This is a genomic window from Pseudomonas sp. WS 5021, from assembly GCF_012985535.1.
GTDB lineage: Bacteria > Pseudomonadota > Gammaproteobacteria > Pseudomonadales > Pseudomonadaceae > Aquipseudomonas.
Genome location: NZ_JAAQWP010000003.1, coordinates 515528 through 529333, shown reverse-complemented (window position 1 = coordinate 529333; position 13806 = coordinate 515528). Strand labels below are relative to the sequence as shown.

General features: G+C 61.6%; 16 protein-coding genes. 8 read left to right on the top strand and 8 right to left on the bottom strand.

Annotation, left to right across the window (positions count from 1 at the left end; all coding sequences use genetic code 11):
• The first annotated feature begins 4 nt into the window (after positions 1 to 4).
• From HBO19_RS12410 to HBO19_RS12395, 4 genes are read left to right on the top strand one after another with little or no spacing between them, the layout of a single operon-like run.
• Positions 5 to 439, top strand: a complete 435-nt coding sequence (locus HBO19_RS12410) for a DUF4426 domain-containing protein (protein WP_029300487.1) — start codon at positions 5 to 7, stop codon at positions 437 to 439.
• A complete protein-coding gene (gene rdgB, locus HBO19_RS12405) occupies positions 436 to 1032 on the top strand; it encodes an RdgB/HAM1 family non-canonical purine NTP pyrophosphatase (protein WP_170057672.1) in 597 nt (198 codons plus the stop codon). The genes HBO19_RS12410 and rdgB overlap by 4 nt, the downstream gene beginning before the upstream one ends.
• On the top strand, positions 1029 to 2231 hold the full coding sequence (hemW, locus tag HBO19_RS12400) for a radical SAM family heme chaperone HemW (RefSeq protein ID WP_262386264.1): 1203 nt from the start codon (positions 1029 to 1031) through the stop codon (positions 2229 to 2231). Before rdgB ends, hemW begins: the two co-directional genes overlap by 4 nt.
• A gap of 18 nt (positions 2232 to 2249) precedes the next feature.
• Complete coding sequence (locus HBO19_RS12395) at positions 2250 to 2573, top strand: DUF3392 domain-containing protein (protein WP_034116244.1); 324 nt, start codon at positions 2250 to 2252, stop codon at positions 2571 to 2573.
• A 138-nt stretch (positions 2574 to 2711) separates the two neighbouring features.
• On the opposite strand, the gene trmB is transcribed toward HBO19_RS12395, so the two are convergent.
• From trmB to HBO19_RS12375, 4 genes are all read right to left on the bottom strand, one after another.
• On the bottom strand, positions 2712 to 3437 hold the full coding sequence (trmB, locus tag HBO19_RS12390) for a tRNA (guanosine(46)-N7)-methyltransferase TrmB (protein ID WP_169954936.1): 726 nt from the start codon (positions 3435 to 3437) through the stop codon (positions 2712 to 2714).
• 9 nt (positions 3438 to 3446) lie between these two features.
• Positions 3447 to 4241: a thiazole synthase gene (locus HBO19_RS12385; protein WP_017845016.1), complete on the bottom strand. Its 795-nt coding sequence runs from the start codon at positions 4239 to 4241 to the stop codon at positions 3447 to 3449.
• A 55-nt stretch (positions 4242 to 4296) separates the two neighbouring features.
• Positions 4297 to 4497, bottom strand: a complete 201-nt coding sequence (gene thiS / locus HBO19_RS12380) for a sulfur carrier protein ThiS (RefSeq protein ID WP_162947777.1) — start codon at positions 4495 to 4497, stop codon at positions 4297 to 4299.
• Positions 4498 to 4568: 71 nt separating this feature from the next.
• A complete protein-coding gene (locus tag HBO19_RS12375; RefSeq protein WP_076963151.1) occupies positions 4569 to 4949 on the bottom strand; it encodes a DUF423 domain-containing protein in 381 nt (126 codons plus the stop codon).
• Positions 4950 to 5023: 74 nt separating this feature from the next.
• Between HBO19_RS12375 and mtgA the strand changes: the two genes are divergently transcribed.
• Positions 5024 to 5746 (top strand): monofunctional biosynthetic peptidoglycan transglycosylase, encoded by a 723-nt coding sequence (gene mtgA, locus HBO19_RS12370; protein ID WP_169954937.1) that lies wholly within the window; start codon positions 5024 to 5026, stop codon positions 5744 to 5746.
• Between the two features lie 170 nt (positions 5747 to 5916).
• On the opposite strand, the gene rpoH is transcribed toward mtgA, so the two are convergent.
• From rpoH to ftsY, 4 genes are all read right to left on the bottom strand, one after another.
• Entirely contained in the window at positions 5917 to 6771 is an 855-nt protein-coding gene (gene rpoH / locus HBO19_RS12365) for an RNA polymerase sigma factor RpoH (RefSeq protein WP_003176698.1), read from the bottom strand.
• 129 nt (positions 6772 to 6900) lie between these two features.
• Positions 6901 to 7923, bottom strand: a complete 1023-nt coding sequence (gene ftsX / locus HBO19_RS12360; RefSeq protein WP_057440383.1) for a permease-like cell division protein FtsX — start codon at positions 7921 to 7923, stop codon at positions 6901 to 6903.
• The gene (gene ftsE / locus HBO19_RS12355) at positions 7920 to 8591 is read right to left on the bottom strand and encodes a cell division ATP-binding protein FtsE (RefSeq protein ID WP_003213784.1); all 672 of its coding nucleotides are present in this window, start codon (positions 8589 to 8591) and stop codon (positions 7920 to 7922) included. Before ftsE ends, ftsX begins: the two co-directional genes overlap by 4 nt.
• On the bottom strand, positions 8588 to 10012 hold the full coding sequence (gene ftsY / locus HBO19_RS12350) for a signal recognition particle-docking protein FtsY (protein ID WP_170057584.1): 1425 nt from the start codon (positions 10010 to 10012) through the stop codon (positions 8588 to 8590). Before ftsY ends, ftsE begins: the two co-directional genes overlap by 4 nt.
• 341 nt (positions 10013 to 10353) lie before the next feature.
• On the opposite strand from ftsY, the gene HBO19_RS12345 reads away from it, so the two are divergent.
• From HBO19_RS12345 to rsmD, 3 genes are read left to right on the top strand one after another with little or no spacing between them, the layout of a single operon-like run.
• The gene (locus HBO19_RS12345) at positions 10354 to 11709 is read left to right on the top strand and encodes a pitrilysin family protein (RefSeq protein ID WP_170057583.1); all 1356 of its coding nucleotides are present in this window, start codon (positions 10354 to 10356) and stop codon (positions 11707 to 11709) included.
• Positions 11702 to 13192: a pitrilysin family protein gene (locus tag HBO19_RS12340; protein ID WP_170057582.1), complete on the top strand. Its 1491-nt coding sequence runs from the start codon at positions 11702 to 11704 to the stop codon at positions 13190 to 13192. The genes HBO19_RS12345 and HBO19_RS12340 overlap by 8 nt, the downstream gene beginning before the upstream one ends.
• Entirely contained in the window at positions 13192 to 13806 is a 615-nt protein-coding gene (gene rsmD / locus HBO19_RS12335; RefSeq protein ID WP_169954941.1) for a 16S rRNA (guanine(966)-N(2))-methyltransferase RsmD, read from the top strand. The genes HBO19_RS12340 and rsmD overlap by 1 nt, the downstream gene beginning before the upstream one ends.

The window sequence follows — 13806 nt, the reverse complement described above, 5'->3', positions numbered from 1 at the left end:
GATCATGAGTCGCCTGGCTATTTTTCTACTCACCGCCTGCCTGGGCGCCAGTGCCATGGCCGCCGGCCCTATCGACAGCAATCGGCAGAAGGCATTTGGTGATATCACCGTGCACTACAGCACCTTCACCTCCAGCTTCCTGCAACCCGAGACAGCCCAGGCCGTGGGCGTGGTGCGCAGCAAGAACAAGGGCATGATCAATGTTTCGGTGATCAAGGGCGTGGAGCCCGTGGCGGCGCAAGTGACCGGCACGATCAAGGACCTGACCGGCAAAAGCGAAATGCTGACCTTCAAGCAAATCACCGAAAAAGGCGCGATCTACTACCTCGCCCCCTACTCGGTGCCGCAGCAGGAATTCCGCACTTTTACCATCAATGTTGAAACCGGCGGCAAGGCCCATGGTTTCAGTTTCACCCAAGAACTGTTCCCGGCCGAATAATGAACCTGACACAACTCGTACTGGCCAGCCATAACGCCGGCAAACTCAAGGAACTCCAGGCCATGCTCGGCGAATCGGTGCAATTGCGCTCGATTGGCGAGTTCAGCCAGGTGGAGCCGGAAGAGACCGGCCTGTCGTTCGTCGAAAACGCCATCCTCAAGGCCCGCAATGCCTCGCGCATTTCCGGCCTGCCGGCACTGGCCGACGATTCGGGCCTGGCGGTGGACTTCCTCGGCGGCGCTCCTGGAATCTACTCGGCGCGCTATGCCGACGGCAAAGGCGACGCGGCGAACAACGCCAAGCTGCTGGACGCCCTCAAGGACGTGCCGGACGCGATGCGCGGCGCGCAGTTTGTCTGCGTGCTGGCGCTGGTGCGGCATGCCGACGACCCGCTGCCGATCCTCTGCGAAGGCTTGTGGCACGGGCGCATCCTGCATACGGCCAGCGGCGAGCACGGGTTTGGCTATGACCCGCTGTTCTGGGTGCCGGAGCGCAATGTGTCCAGCGCCCAACTGAGCCCCGCCGACAAGAACCAGATCAGCCACCGCGCCCGCGCAATGGATTTGCTGCGCCAGCGCCTGGGCTTGAAATGACCCACAACACCTCCGCGCAGCCCCTGATCCTCGGTGGCGCGCAAACACCTCGGGCGGCCTTGCCAGTGCTGCCGCCCCTGGCGCTGTACATCCACATCCCGTGGTGCGTGCGTAAATGCCCCTATTGCGACTTCAACTCCCACACCGCCAGCAAGCTGCTGCCGGAAGAAGAGTATGTCGACGCGCTGCTGGCGGACCTGGATCAGGACCTGCACGCGGTGTATGGCCGCGAGTTGAGTTCGATCTTCTTTGGCGGCGGCACGCCAAGCCTGTTCAGTGCGGCGGCGCTGGGCCGGTTGCTGGAGGGCGTGGAGCAACGTATCCGGTTTGCCAGCGATATCGAAATCACCCTGGAAGCCAACCCCGGCACCTTCGAGCAAGAGAAGTTCGTCGCCTACCGCAAGCTGGGGATCAATCGCCTGTCGATTGGCATCCAGAGCTTCCAGCAGGAAAAGCTCAAGGCCTTGGGCCGCATCCACAACGGCGACGAAGCCGTACGCGCCGCCGGCATGGCACGCCAGGCCGGGTTCGATAACTTCAACCTGGACCTGATGCACGGTTTGCCCGATCAATCCCTGGACGACGCCTTGGGCGACCTGCGCCAGGCGATTGCGCTCAAGCCGACCCATCTGTCGTGGTACCAACTGACCCTGGAACCCAACACCGTATTTTGGAACCAGCCGCCGACGCTGCCGGAAGACGACACCCTGTGGGATATCCAGGAAGCCGGCCAGGCCCTGCTCGCCGAACACGGCTACGCGCAATATGAAGTCTCGGCCTACGCCCAGCCGGGCCGGCCCGCGCGGCATAACCTCAATTACTGGAGTTTTGGCGACTTTATCGGCATCGGCGCCGGCGCCCACGGCAAGCTCAGTCATCCAGACGGGCGCATCGTGCGCACCTGGAAGACCCGCGCACCGAAGGACTACCTCAACCCGGCAAAAAGCTTCCAGGCAGGCATGAAAGAGCTGACCAACGAGGAACTGCCCTTCGAGTTCCTGATGAACGCCCTGCGCCTGACCGAGGGCGTGGAAGCCAAGCTGTATGCCGAGCGCACCGGCCTGGACCTGGCCAGCCTGGATCAAGCCCGCAGGGATGCCGAACAAAGTGGCTTATTGCAGGTCGAACCGTCACGCCTGGCGGCCACGGACCGTGGGCAACTCTTTCTCAATGACCTGCTGCAGAAGTTTTTGAGCTGATCGCTCTAAGGAAATCGAATGGATCTGGTACTCGACCTGCTCGCCACCGTATCCCGCTGGAGCCGTAGCAACCTGTCGGAAATCTCCCTGGCGCTGGTAGGCTGCCTGTTGGTGCTGTTCGGCGCCGACATCAAGGGCTGGGTCGAAGCGCGCCTGGGCAGCATCGCCGGCGCCTTGCGCGTACCGTTGATGGCCCTGCTGTGCATGATCGGCAGCGGTGCTGCGCTGATCTACGCCACGCCGTGGATTGTGCGGGGGTTGAGCCAGTTCAATAACTACAGCCTGGCACCGGTGCTGTTGGTGGTGCTGGTGTTGATTGGCGTGGTTGCCGACCGCCGCTGACTCAAAGCCCACCACAAAACAACTGTAGGAGCTGGCTTGCCTGCGATAGCATCACCTCGGTGTATCAGTGATACCCAAGTGACGCTATCGCAGGCAAGCCAGCTCCTACAGTTGGTCGCATTCCAGTTTTCTAGCTGATCAAGCCAGCTTTTCGAACTTCAAATCCCAAACCCCATGCCCCAACCGCTCGCCACGGCGTTCGAACTTGGTGATCGGACGTTCGGCCGGGCGTGGCACGCACTGACCATCTTCGGCCAGGTTGCGGTAGCCAGGGGCGACGTTCATCACTTCCAGCATGTACTGCGCATACGGTTCCCAATCGGTGGCCATGTGCAGGATGCCACCCACCTTGAGCTTGCTGCGCACCAGTTCCGCGAAGGACGCCTGGACGATACGGCGCTTGTGGTGACGACTCTTGTGCCATGGGTCCGGGAAAAACAGCATCAGGCGGTCGAGGCTGTTGTCGGCGATGCAGCGGTTAAGCACTTCGATCGCGTCGCAGTCATAGACCCGCAGGTTTTTCAGGCCCTGGGTCAGCACGCCGTTAAGCAGCGCGCCCACGCCCGGACGGTGCACTTCCACGCCGATAAAGTCTTGCTCGGGCGACGCCGCAGCCATTTCCAGCAGGGAATGGCCCATGCCGAAGCCGATTTCCAGGGAGCGCGGGGCCGAACGGCCAAACACCTGGTCGAAGTCCACCGGCGCATCGGCCAGGGGCAGGACGAACAGCGGCGTGCCCTGGTCCAGGCCCTTTTGCTGGCCTTCGGTCATGCGCCCGGCACGCATCACAAAACTCTTGATGCGGCGGTGCTTGGACTCGTCGCCTTCTTCCACGGGGTTCGGCGTTTCGTTTGATTCAGTCATCAATGGCTCTTACTTGATCAGACCATCCAGCGGCGAGGAGGCGCTGGCGTAAAGTTTTTTTGGCATACGCCCGGCGAGGTACGCCAGGCGGCCGGCGACAATCGCGTGTTTCATGGCTTCGGCCATCATGATCGGCTGTTGCGCATTGGCGATGGCCGAGTTCATCAGCACCGCTTCGCAGCCCAGTTCCATGGCGATGGTGGCATCGGACGCGGTACCGACGCCGGCATCCACCAGCACCGGGATCTTGGCTTCTTCGAGGATGATCTGCAGGTTGTACGGGTTGCAGATCCCCAGGCCAGTACCGATCAGGCCGGCCAGCGGCATCACCGCGATGCAGCCGATCTCGGCCAGTTGGCGGGCGATGATCGGGTCATCGCTGGTGTAGACCATCACGTCGAAACCTTCCTTGACCAGGGTTTCGGCGGCCTTGAGGGTTTCGATCACGTTGGGGAACAGGGTTTTCTGGTCCGCCAACACTTCCAGCTTCACCAGGTTGTGGCCGTCGAGCAGCTCACGGGCCAGGCGGCAGGTGCGCACAGCTTCGATGGCGTCGTAGCAACCGGCAGTGTTGGGCAGGATGGTGTAGCGATCCGGCGGCAGGATATCCAGCAAGTTCGGTTCGCCCGGGTTCTGGCCGATATTGGTGCGGCGCACAGCCACCGTCACGATTTCGGCGCCCGAGGCTTCGATAGCCAGGCGGGTTTCTTCCATGTCGCGGTACTTGCCTGTGCCTACCAGCAAACGCGACTGGTAGGTACGACCGGCCAGGACGAAGGGCTTGTCGCTACGAACGATGCTCATGGGAAATCCTCGAGTAGGGGTGAGGTTCTGCAGAATCCGGGTAGTTGCCGCAGGGCTAGCCGCCGCCGATGGCGTGGACCACTTCAACCTGATCGCCTTCGGTGAGGGCGGTTTCGGTGTGCTGGCTACGCGGGACGATATCCTGGTTGAGCTCCACTGCGACGCGACGTCCGGTCAGTTCCAGACGGGTCAGCAGGGCCGCGACGGTTTCACCGTCGGGCAGTTCATAGGATTCGCCGTTCAATTGAATGCGCATGCCACGGGCCGCCATCGTTTTTAGGGGCCAGCATTCTAGCCTGATCGTGACCTGAAGGTCAGCTACAAGCGTCAGGCGGTCAGTTGCAGGCGCCAGGCGGCGAGCCCCAGGCACAGCCAGCCAATCAGGAACGCCAGGCCGCCAAACGGCGTGATGATCCCCAGCTTGCCAATGCCGATGGTGGTCAGCAGGTACAGGCTGCCAGAGAACAGCAAGATGCCGATGCTGAACGACACACCGGCCCAGAGCACCAGGCGCCCGGGCACATGCGCGGCCAGCAAGGCCACGCCAAACAACGCCAGGGCGTGCACCAGTTGGTAGGTCACGCCGGTGTGGAATATCGCCAGGTATTCAGCCGTCAGGCTTTTTTTCAGGCCATGGGCGGCGAACGCGCCGAGGGCAACACCGGTAAAGCCGAAAAAGGCCGCCAACATCAGAAAGCCACGCAGCATGAGGAACTCCAGTCAGACTCAAAGGGCCGGGTCTGTATAATGGCCCGCTCAACGGGTTCGGCCAAGCCATCTCTATGCTGCGTGTCCTCTTCAGTCGTTTTCTCAAAGTCGTGAAATGGTTTGTCATCGGCAGCGTTTTGCTGGTGCTGCTGTTTCGTGTCGTCCCGCCGCCGTTTACCGCACTGATGGTCGAGCGCAAGATCGAGTCCTGGGTCGATGGCGAGCCCATTGACCTGCAACGTACCTGGGTGCCGTGGGATGAGATCTCCGATGACTTGAAAGTCGCGGTGATGGCCGGCGAGGACCAGCGCTTCCCACAGCATTGGGGTTTTGACTTCGGGGCGATCCAGGCTGCGCTGCTGCATAACGAGCGCGGCGGCTCGATTCGCGGCGCCAGTACGCTGAGCCAGCAGGTATCGAAAAACCTGTTCCTGTGGGCCGGCCGCAGTTATGTGCGCAAGGGCCTGGAAGCCTGGTTTACCGGGCTGATCGAAATCCTCTGGCCCAAGCAGCGGATCCTTGAGGTGTACCTCAACAGCGTGGAATGGGACGAAGGTGTGTTTGGCGCAGAGGCGGCAGCGCGGCATCATTTTGGCGTGGGTGCCAAGGGGCTTTCGCGGCAGCAGGCCAGTTATCTGGCAGCGGTACTGCCCAATCCAAGGGTGTGGAGTGCCAGCCATCCGACGGCGTATGTGGCGCGGCGGGCGGCGTGGATTCGCCAGCAGATGGGGCAGTTGGGTGGTACTGGCTATTTGAATGAGCTGAACAGTACGCGAAAGGCGCCGTGGGCCAACTGACGCAACATAAAACCTGTAGGAGCCGGCTTGCTGGCGATGGCGCTGTATCAGCCAATCATTGAGAGCCGGTAGATCGCCATCGCCGGCAAGCCGGCTCCTACAGGGGCGCGGCACGAACAAAAATGCCCCGAGCTTTCGATCGGGGCATTTTTTTGCTCGTTCGTTGCGTGTTAGGCGGCGATCGACAGTTTCAGCTTATTCATCGCGCTCTTCTCAAGCTGACGAATACGCTCGGCCGACACATTGTACTTTTGCGCCAGGTCGTGCAGCGTGGCTTTTTCTTCTGCCAGCCAGCGCTGGTAGAGGATGTCACGGCTGCGGTCGTCCAGCACTTCCAGTGCTTCGTGCAGATTGTGATTGGAGTTGTCGCTCCAATCGGCATCTTCCAGTTGACGCGCCGGGTCATACCGGTGGTCTTCCAGATAGTTGGCCGGCGATTGGAAAGCACTGTCGTCGTCCGCTTCAGCGGCCGGGTCAAAGGCCATGTCATGGCCGGTCAGGCGACTTTCCATCTCGCGCACTTCCCGAGGCTCCACGCCGAGGCTTTCGGCCACACGATGGACTTCCTCGTTGTTCAGCCACGCCAGGCGTTTTTTCTGGCTGCGCAGGTTGAAGAACAGCTTGCGCTGGGCCTTGGTGGTCGCCACTTTCACAATGCGCCAGTTGCGTAGGATGAACTCGTGGATTTCCGCCTTGATCCAGTGCACGGCGAACGACACCAGGCGCACACCCATTTCCGGGTTGAAGCGTTTCACAGCCTTCATCAGGCCGACGTTGCCTTCCTGGATCAGGTCAGCCTGGGCCAGGCCGTAGCCGCTATAGCTACGGGCGATATGTACGACAAAACGCAGGTGGGCGAGCACCATCTGCCGAGCCGCCCCCAAATCCTGCTCATAGTAGAGACTCTCGGCCAGTTCACGCTCCTGCTCGGGCGTCAGCAATGGAATGCTGTTGACCGTGTGCACATAGGCTTCCAGGTTCGCACCCGGGACCAGAGCATAAGCAGGTTGCAAAGAAGTGGTCATACGAAAAAACCTCCGACTCACATAACTCGTGCAGTTCAGCACTGCGAAAATTGACCGGAAACCGTAGGACAAGTTCCCTAAACCACTGATACGGTCAATACAAACGAAACCACATTAATCTGACATTAACTACTTCGGCGCCAGCTCACGTAAATGCCGTGCGACCGCAATCCAAGCACCGATATACCCCAACAACACCGCGCCAAGCAACAGTGATAGACCATCGGCAGCGGGTACGCCAGCCAGGGCAAAATCACTGCCATACAAACCGGCCAGGCCGACTACCGCGTCGTTCAGCCAATCCAGGCCAAACGCCAATACGCCCCAGGACAGAATCCCCGCACCAAAGCCATAAAGCGCGCCCATGTACAGAAAAGGACGACGCACATAGCTGTCTGTGCCGCCGACCAGTTTAATCACTTCTATCTCGGTGCGGCGGTTTTCAATATGAAGACGAATGGTATTGCCTATCACCAAAAGTAATGCAGAAACCAGCAACACCGTCAGACCAAAGACAAACCGGTCGCCCAGCTTGAGAATCGCCGCCAGACGCTCGACCCACACCAGATCAAGCTGCGCCTGCTGTACCTTGGGCAATTCAGCCAATTTTTGTCTTAATGCTTCAAGGGCCGTCTTGTCGATTTCATTGGGCGTGACCAACACAACCCCCGGCAGCGGGTTCTGCGGCAGCTCCTTGAGCGCCTCACCCAGGCCGGACTGTTGCTGGAACTCTTCCAGCGCCTGGTCGCGGCTGATGTACTCGGCATCCGCCACGCCCGGCAGGTTCTTGATCTGCTCGCGCAGGGCCTCGCCTTCGGTGGCGCTGGCATCCAGTTGCAGATATAGGGAAATCTGCGCCGCGCGCTGCCAGGAACCGCCCAGGCGCTCGACATTATTAAGCAGCAACGACAAGCCCATCGGCAGGCTCAACGCCACGGCCATCACCAGGCAGGTGAAGAAGCTGCCAATCGGCTGCTTGCCCAGGCGGCGCAGGCTGTCCACCAGGCTGGCGCGATGGCTTTCGATCCAGGCGTGCAGCAAGGTGCTGAAGTCAGGGCCGTCATCATCGTCGCGTTTCTTTTTCTGCGGTTGCGGGTCGGCCGCTTTCGGCGCTACGCGCTCGGAAACTTTAGGGCTGCGTGTGGCACTCATACGCCAGCCTCCCCGTCACCGATCAGGCGGCCGCGCTGCAGGGTCAGCATGCGATGGCGCATGCGCGCGATCAATGCCAGGTCGTGACTGGCAATCAGCACGCTGGTGCCCAGGCGGTTGATGTCTTCAAAAACACCCATGATTTCTGCAGCCAGGCGCGGGTCGAGGTTACCGGTAGGTTCGTCCGCCAGCAGCAAGGCCGGGCGATGGACGATGGCGCGGGCAATGCCGACGCGCTGTTGCTGGCCGGTGGACAGGTCGCCGGGGTACAGGTCGGTCTTGTCCGACAGCGCCACCCGCTCCAGGGCCGAATCCACACGCTTGACGATTTCGGCCTTGGACAGCCCGAGGATCTGCAATGGCAGGGCGATGTTATTGAACACTGTGCGATCGAACAGCAACTGGTGGTTCTGGAACACCACGCCGATCTGCCGGCGCAGGAACGGGATCTGTGCATTGCTGATGGTGGCCAGGTCCTGGCCCGCCAGCAGCAATTTGCCGGTGGTCGGACGCTCCATGGCCAGCAACAGGCGCAGCAAGGTACTTTTGCCGGCGCCGGAGTGACCGGTGACAAACAAAAACTCGCCACGACGCACCCGGAAACTCAGCTCATGCAAGCCGACATGCCCGTTGGCGTAACGCTTGCCCACCTGTTCAAAACGAATCATGAACGCTCCCGCTCGGCAAACAGTGCCTGGACAAAGGGTTCGGCCTCAAACGTGCGCAGGTCATCAATGCCTTCGCCGACACCGATATAACGAATCGGCAGCCCGAATTGTTTAGCCAGGGCGAAAATAACCCCACCCTTGGCCGTGCCATCGAGCTTAGTCAACGCCAGGCCAGTCAGCTGGACTGTCTGGTTGAATTGCTTGGCCTGGCTGATCGCGTTCTGCCCGGTCCCGGCGTCCAGCACCAACAGCACCTCGTGGGGCGCGTCGGCGTCGAGCTTGCCTATCACCCGGCGGACTTTCTTCAACTCTTCCATCAAGTTGTCTTTGGTATGCAGGCGACCGGCGGTATCGGCGATCAGCACATCGATGTTACGGGCCTTGGCGGCCTGCACGGCATCGAAGATCACCGAGGCGGAGTCGGCGCCGGTGTGCTGGGCGATCACCGGGATCTTGTTGCGCTCGCCCCACACCTGCAATTGCTCCACGGCAGCGGCGCGGAAGGTATCACCGGCGGCGAGCATGACTTTCTTGCCTTCCAGTTGCAGCTTCTTCGCCAACTTGCCGATGGTGGTGGTCTTGCCGGCGCCGTTGACGCCAACCACCAGGATCACAAAGGGTTTTTTCTCGGTAATCACCAGCGGCGCTTCCACTGGCTTGAGCATGGCGGCCAGTTCGGCCTGCAATGACTTATAGAGCGCGTCGGCGTCGGTGAGCTGCTTGCGCGCGACCTTCTGGGTCAGGCTCTGGATGATCACGGCGGTGGCTTCGACGCCCACGTCAGCGGTCAGCAGGCGGGTCTCGATATCTTCGAGCAGCTCGTCATCGATGATCTTTTTGCCGAGGAACAGGCTGGCCATGCCTTCGCCGATGCTTGCGCTGGTCTTGCTCAGGCCTTGCTTGAGTCGGGCAAAGAAACCGGTCTTGCTGGTTTCGGCAGGTGCGGTGGCAGGCTCGGCAACAACGGCTACGGGCTCGACAATCACCGGTTCGACCACAACGGGCAGGGGCTCGGCGACCACCTCGACCGGCTCCACAACCACAGGAATCGGTGGTGCCACATGTTCGGCCTGCACATCCTCGACCAGCGCGACAGGCTCTTCAGCCACCGGCAATGGCGGCCACGGCTTGTGCTCTGGCTCTGGCTCTGGCTCTGGCTCTGGCTCTGGCGCAGCCTCCACCACCGGCTGCAAGACCGGCTCGGCGATAGGCAGCACCACAGGCGCCGGCGTCTCGACGACAGGCTCGGCCACCGGTTCAATCGCAGGTTGCGCCTGCAAAACAGGCTCGAATACGGGCTCAGGTTGGACTTGCGGCTGTTCGACGACGGTTTCCTGCGGCTTTTTGCGCAGCCATCCGAACAGGCCTTTTTTCTCGCCAGCCGCAGCTGGGCTCTTCTTGTCGTCGTTGGAACCAAACATGGAGGACGGCTATCTCACGGTAGCGACGCGCCAAGGTGGCGCCTCGGTAAATAATATTCGATGCGCAACAGACTGTTTTTTAGCCAGCTTGTTCATGCGCAGTATTTTGTGAGGCGTGAATACAGCCTCAACAAATCGATTCAATATAGGACTGAAGCGATAAAATCGGCGAAAAGCGGATTAAAACCGGGGAAACCCACGGATAACTCCATCTTCACGACGACTGGATCCGAAACGATATGACAGCCGCAGTGGCCGCCGCTAATACGGATCAGTATCCTAGCACCTCCTCGCCCGCCGACGCTAAGACCAAGCGGGCAGCCCAACAGGTTTAAAAACGAATGAATGCTCTAGCCCGCCGCGCCGCAGGCCTGCTGCTCAGCACAGTTTGTCTGCCCCTTTCAGCCTTGGCTGCCGACCCTCAACCCACCCATGAATTCACCCTGGACAACGGCCTCAAGGTCGTCGTGCGCGAAGACCATCGCGCTCCGGTGGTGGTCTCGCAGGTCTGGTACAAGGTCGGCTCCAGCTATGAAACCCCTGGCCAGACCGGTTTGTCCCATGCCTTGGAACACATGATGTTCAAGGGCAGCTCCAAGACTGGTCCAGGCGAAGCTTCGTTGATCCTGCGCGACCTGGGCGCCGAAGAAAACGCCTTCACCAGCGACGACTACACCGCCTATTACCAAGTGCTGGCCCGCGACCGCCTGGGCGTGGCCCTGGAACTGGAAGCCGACCGCATGGCTACCCTGCGCCTGCCGGCCGACGAATTCAGCCGCGAGATCGAAGTCATCAAGGAGGAGCGCCGCCTGCGCACCGATGACAACCCGATGTCCAAGGCCTTCGAACGCTTCAAGGCCATGGCCTACCCGGCCAGCGGCTATCACACGCCGACCATCGGCTGGATGGCCGACCTGGACCGCATGAAGGTCGAGGAACTGCGCCACTGGTACCAATCCTGGTACGTGCCGAACAACGCCACCCTGGTAGTGGTCGGCGACGTGACCCCGGACGAGGTGAAAACCCTGGCCCAGCGTTACTTCGGCCCGATCCCCAAGCGTGACGTGCCACCGGCGAAAAAGCCCCTGGAACTGGCCGCGCCGGGCGAACGCCTGCTGACCATGCACGTGCAAACCCAATTGCCGAGCGTCATCCTGGGCTTCAACGTACCGGGCCTGGCCACTGCCGAAGACAAGCGTTCGGTCAACGCCCTGCGCCTGATCTCGGCACTGCTCGATGGCGGCTACAGCGCGCGCATACCGAGCCAGCTGGAACGCGGTGAAGAACTGGTGTCCGCTGCCTCGACCAACTACGACGCCTACACCCGCGGCGACAGCCTGTTCACCTTGAGCGCCACGCCCAACCAGCAGAAGCAGAAAACCGTGGCCCAGGCCGAAGCCGGGCTCTGGCGCCTGCTGGACGAACTCAAGGCCAAGCCACCGACCGCCGAGGAACTGGAGCGTATTCGCGCCCAGGTCATTGCCGGCGTGGTCTACGAGCGCGACTCCATCACCAGCCAGGCCACGGCCATTGGCTCCCTGGAAACGGTCGGCCTGTCGTGGAAGCTCATGGACACAGAGCTGGCCGAACTGCAGAGCGTGACGCCCGAGGACATCCAGAAAGCCGCGCGTACGTATTTCACCCGCGAACGCCTGAGTGTCGCCCATGTCATGCCCGAGGAGACCACTCATGAGTGATCGCAAAAACAACCGCCTGGTGCTGCCTGGCCTGATCGTCGTGACCCTGGTGGCAGCGGTCGCGGTGTATATCGGTCGCCCGGATGATTCCGTGGCCAGCCCAGCGCTGGAGCAGGCCAAGTCCAGCAAGACCCTGCAATCCCTGGCGGAACTGGACGGCAAGAACCCGACCAATCGCCAGCTCAACGTGCAGACCTGGAACACCGCCGAGGGCGCCAAGGTGCTGTTCGTCGAGGCCCATGAGCTACCGATGTTCGACATGCGCATCCTGTTCGCCGCCGGCAGCAGCCAGGACGGCAACACGCCGGGCCTGGCGCTGCTGACCAACGCCATGCTCAACGAAGGCGTGCCGGGCAAGGATGTGGGGCAGATTGCCGCCGGTTTTGAAGGCCTGGGCGCGGATTTCAGCAACGGTGCCTACCGCGACATGGCGCTGGTGTCGCTGCGCAGCCTCAGTGCCGCCGACAAGCGCGAGGCCGCCCTCACGCTGTTTGACCAGGTGATCGGCCAGCCGACCTTCCCTGCCGACTCCCTGGCGCGGATCAAGAACCAGTTGCTGGCAGGCTTCGAGTACCAGAAACAGAACCCGAGCAAGCTGGCGAGCATCGAGCTGTTCAAGCGCCTGTACGGCGATCATCCCTATGCGCACCCAAGCGAAGGCACACCAGAGAGCGTACCGGCCATTACCCAGGCACAGTTGAAGGCATTCCACGCCAAGGCCTACGCCGCCGGCAACGCGGTGATCGCGATGGTCGGCGACCTGTCCCGTGCCGACGCCGAAGCCATGGCAGCCAAGGTGTCCGCGTCCCTGCCCAAGGGCCCGGCACTGGCGAAAATCGCCGAGCCGACCGAGCCCAAGGCCGGCCTGGGGCACATCGAGTTTCCCTCCAAGCAGACGCACTTGCTGTTCGCGCAACTGGGCATCAACCGTGCCGACCCGGACTACGCCGCCCTGTCCCTGGGCAACCAGATCCTTGGCGGCGGTGGCTTTGGCACCCGCTTGATGAGCGAGGTGCGCGAGAAGCGCGGCCTGACCTATGGCGTGTACTCCGGCTTCTCGCCGATGCAGGTACGTGGCCCCTTCATGATCAACCTGCAGACCCGCGCCGAAATGAGCGGCGGCACCTTGCGCCTGGTGGAGCAAGTGCTGGCCGACTACCTCAAGACCGGGCCGACGCAAAAAGAATTGGATGACGCCAAGCGTGAACTGGCCGGCAGCTTCCCGCTGTCTACCGCGAGCAACGCCGATATCGTCGGGCAACTGGGCGCCATGGGTTTTTACAACCTGCCGCTCAATTACCTGGAAGACTTCATGAAGCAATCCCAGGCCCTGACCACCGAACAGGTCAAGGCTGCACTGAACAAGCACTTGAGCAGCGATAAAATGGTGATCGTGACCGCTGGTCCCACCACCGCGCAAAAGCCACTACCGCCCCCCACTGATAAACCTGCCGAGCAGCCGCTCGGGGTTCCGGAGCATTAATGGCTAGTCCATCGCGCCCTAAAAAACCTGTCCACAACGTTCATAACGGTGTGGGCCAACTGCGCATCATTGGCGGCCAATGGCGCAGCCGCAAGCTGAGCTTCCCCGATGTCGTGGGCCTGCGCCCGACCCCGGACCGGGTCCGCGAGACCCTGTTCAACTGGCTCGCGCCGTACATCGAAGGGGCCAAGGTGCTTGACCCGTTCGCCGGCAGCGGCGCGCTGTTCCTCGAGTCGCTGTCCCGTGGCGCCGCCCTGGGCCAGGCCCTGGACGCGAGCAACGTGGCGGTTTCCAGCCTGCGTGAACACCTGGGCACCCTGCGTTGCACCACCGGTCACGTCCAAACCGCCGATGCCCTGCGCTACCTGGAAACCCAGCCGGCCAGTGCATTCGACGTGGTGTTCCTCGACCCGCCGTTCAACCAGAACCTGCTGCCGACCGTCTGCACCCTGCTGGAAGAGCGCCAATGGCTGGCCGATGACGCCTGGGTCTACACCGAAAGCGAAACCGCGCCATCAACCCTGGGCCTGCCGGGCAACTGGCGCCTGCACCGCGAGCAAAAGTCCGGGCGGGTGTATTACGCGTTGTGGCAACGTACGGCTCTGACCCACTGA

What these genes read in the sequence shown, in the direction of transcription:
- HBO19_RS12395 (WP_034116244.1), top strand. Translation starts at nt 2,250, where the DNA reads ATGGATCTGGTACTCGACCTGCTCGCCACCGTATCCCGCTGGAGCCGT.
- HBO19_RS12345 (WP_170057583.1), top strand. Translation starts at nt 10,354, where the DNA reads ATGAATGCTCTAGCCCGCCGCGCCGCAGGCCTGCTGCTCAGCACAGTT.
- mtgA (WP_169954937.1), top strand. Translation starts at nt 5,024, where the DNA reads ATGCTGCGTGTCCTCTTCAGTCGTTTTCTCAAAGTCGTGAAATGGTTT.
- rpoH (WP_003176698.1), bottom strand. Translation starts at nt 6,771, where the DNA reads ATGACCACTTCTTTGCAACCTGCTTATGCTCTGGTCCCGGGTGCGAAC.
- ftsE (WP_003213784.1), bottom strand. Translation starts at nt 8,591, where the DNA reads ATGATTCGTTTTGAACAGGTGGGCAAGCGTTACGCCAACGGGCATGTC.
- HBO19_RS12375 (WP_076963151.1), bottom strand. Translation starts at nt 4,949, where the DNA reads ATGCTGCGTGGCTTTCTGATGTTGGCGGCCTTTTTCGGCTTTACCGGT.
- trmB (WP_169954936.1), bottom strand. Translation starts at nt 3,437, where the DNA reads ATGACTGAATCAAACGAAACGCCGAACCCCGTGGAAGAAGGCGACGAG.
- HBO19_RS12385 (WP_017845016.1), bottom strand. Translation starts at nt 4,241, where the DNA reads ATGAGCATCGTTCGTAGCGACAAGCCCTTCGTCCTGGCCGGTCGTACC.
- hemW (WP_262386264.1), top strand. Translation starts at nt 1,029, where the DNA reads ATGACCCACAACACCTCCGCGCAGCCCCTGATCCTCGGTGGCGCGCAA.
- HBO19_RS12340 (WP_170057582.1), top strand. Translation starts at nt 11,702, where the DNA reads ATGAGTGATCGCAAAAACAACCGCCTGGTGCTGCCTGGCCTGATCGTC.
- HBO19_RS12410 (WP_029300487.1), top strand. Translation starts at nt 5, where the DNA reads ATGAGTCGCCTGGCTATTTTTCTACTCACCGCCTGCCTGGGCGCCAGT.
- ftsY (WP_170057584.1), bottom strand. Translation starts at nt 10,012, where the DNA reads ATGTTTGGTTCCAACGACGACAAGAAGAGCCCAGCTGCGGCTGGCGAG.
- rsmD (WP_169954941.1), top strand. Translation starts at nt 13,192, where the DNA reads ATGGCTAGTCCATCGCGCCCTAAAAAACCTGTCCACAACGTTCATAAC.
- ftsX (WP_057440383.1), bottom strand. Translation starts at nt 7,923, where the DNA reads ATGAGTGCCACACGCAGCCCTAAAGTTTCCGAGCGCGTAGCGCCGAAA.
- thiS (WP_162947777.1), bottom strand. Translation starts at nt 4,497, where the DNA reads ATGCGCATTCAATTGAACGGCGAATCCTATGAACTGCCCGACGGTGAA.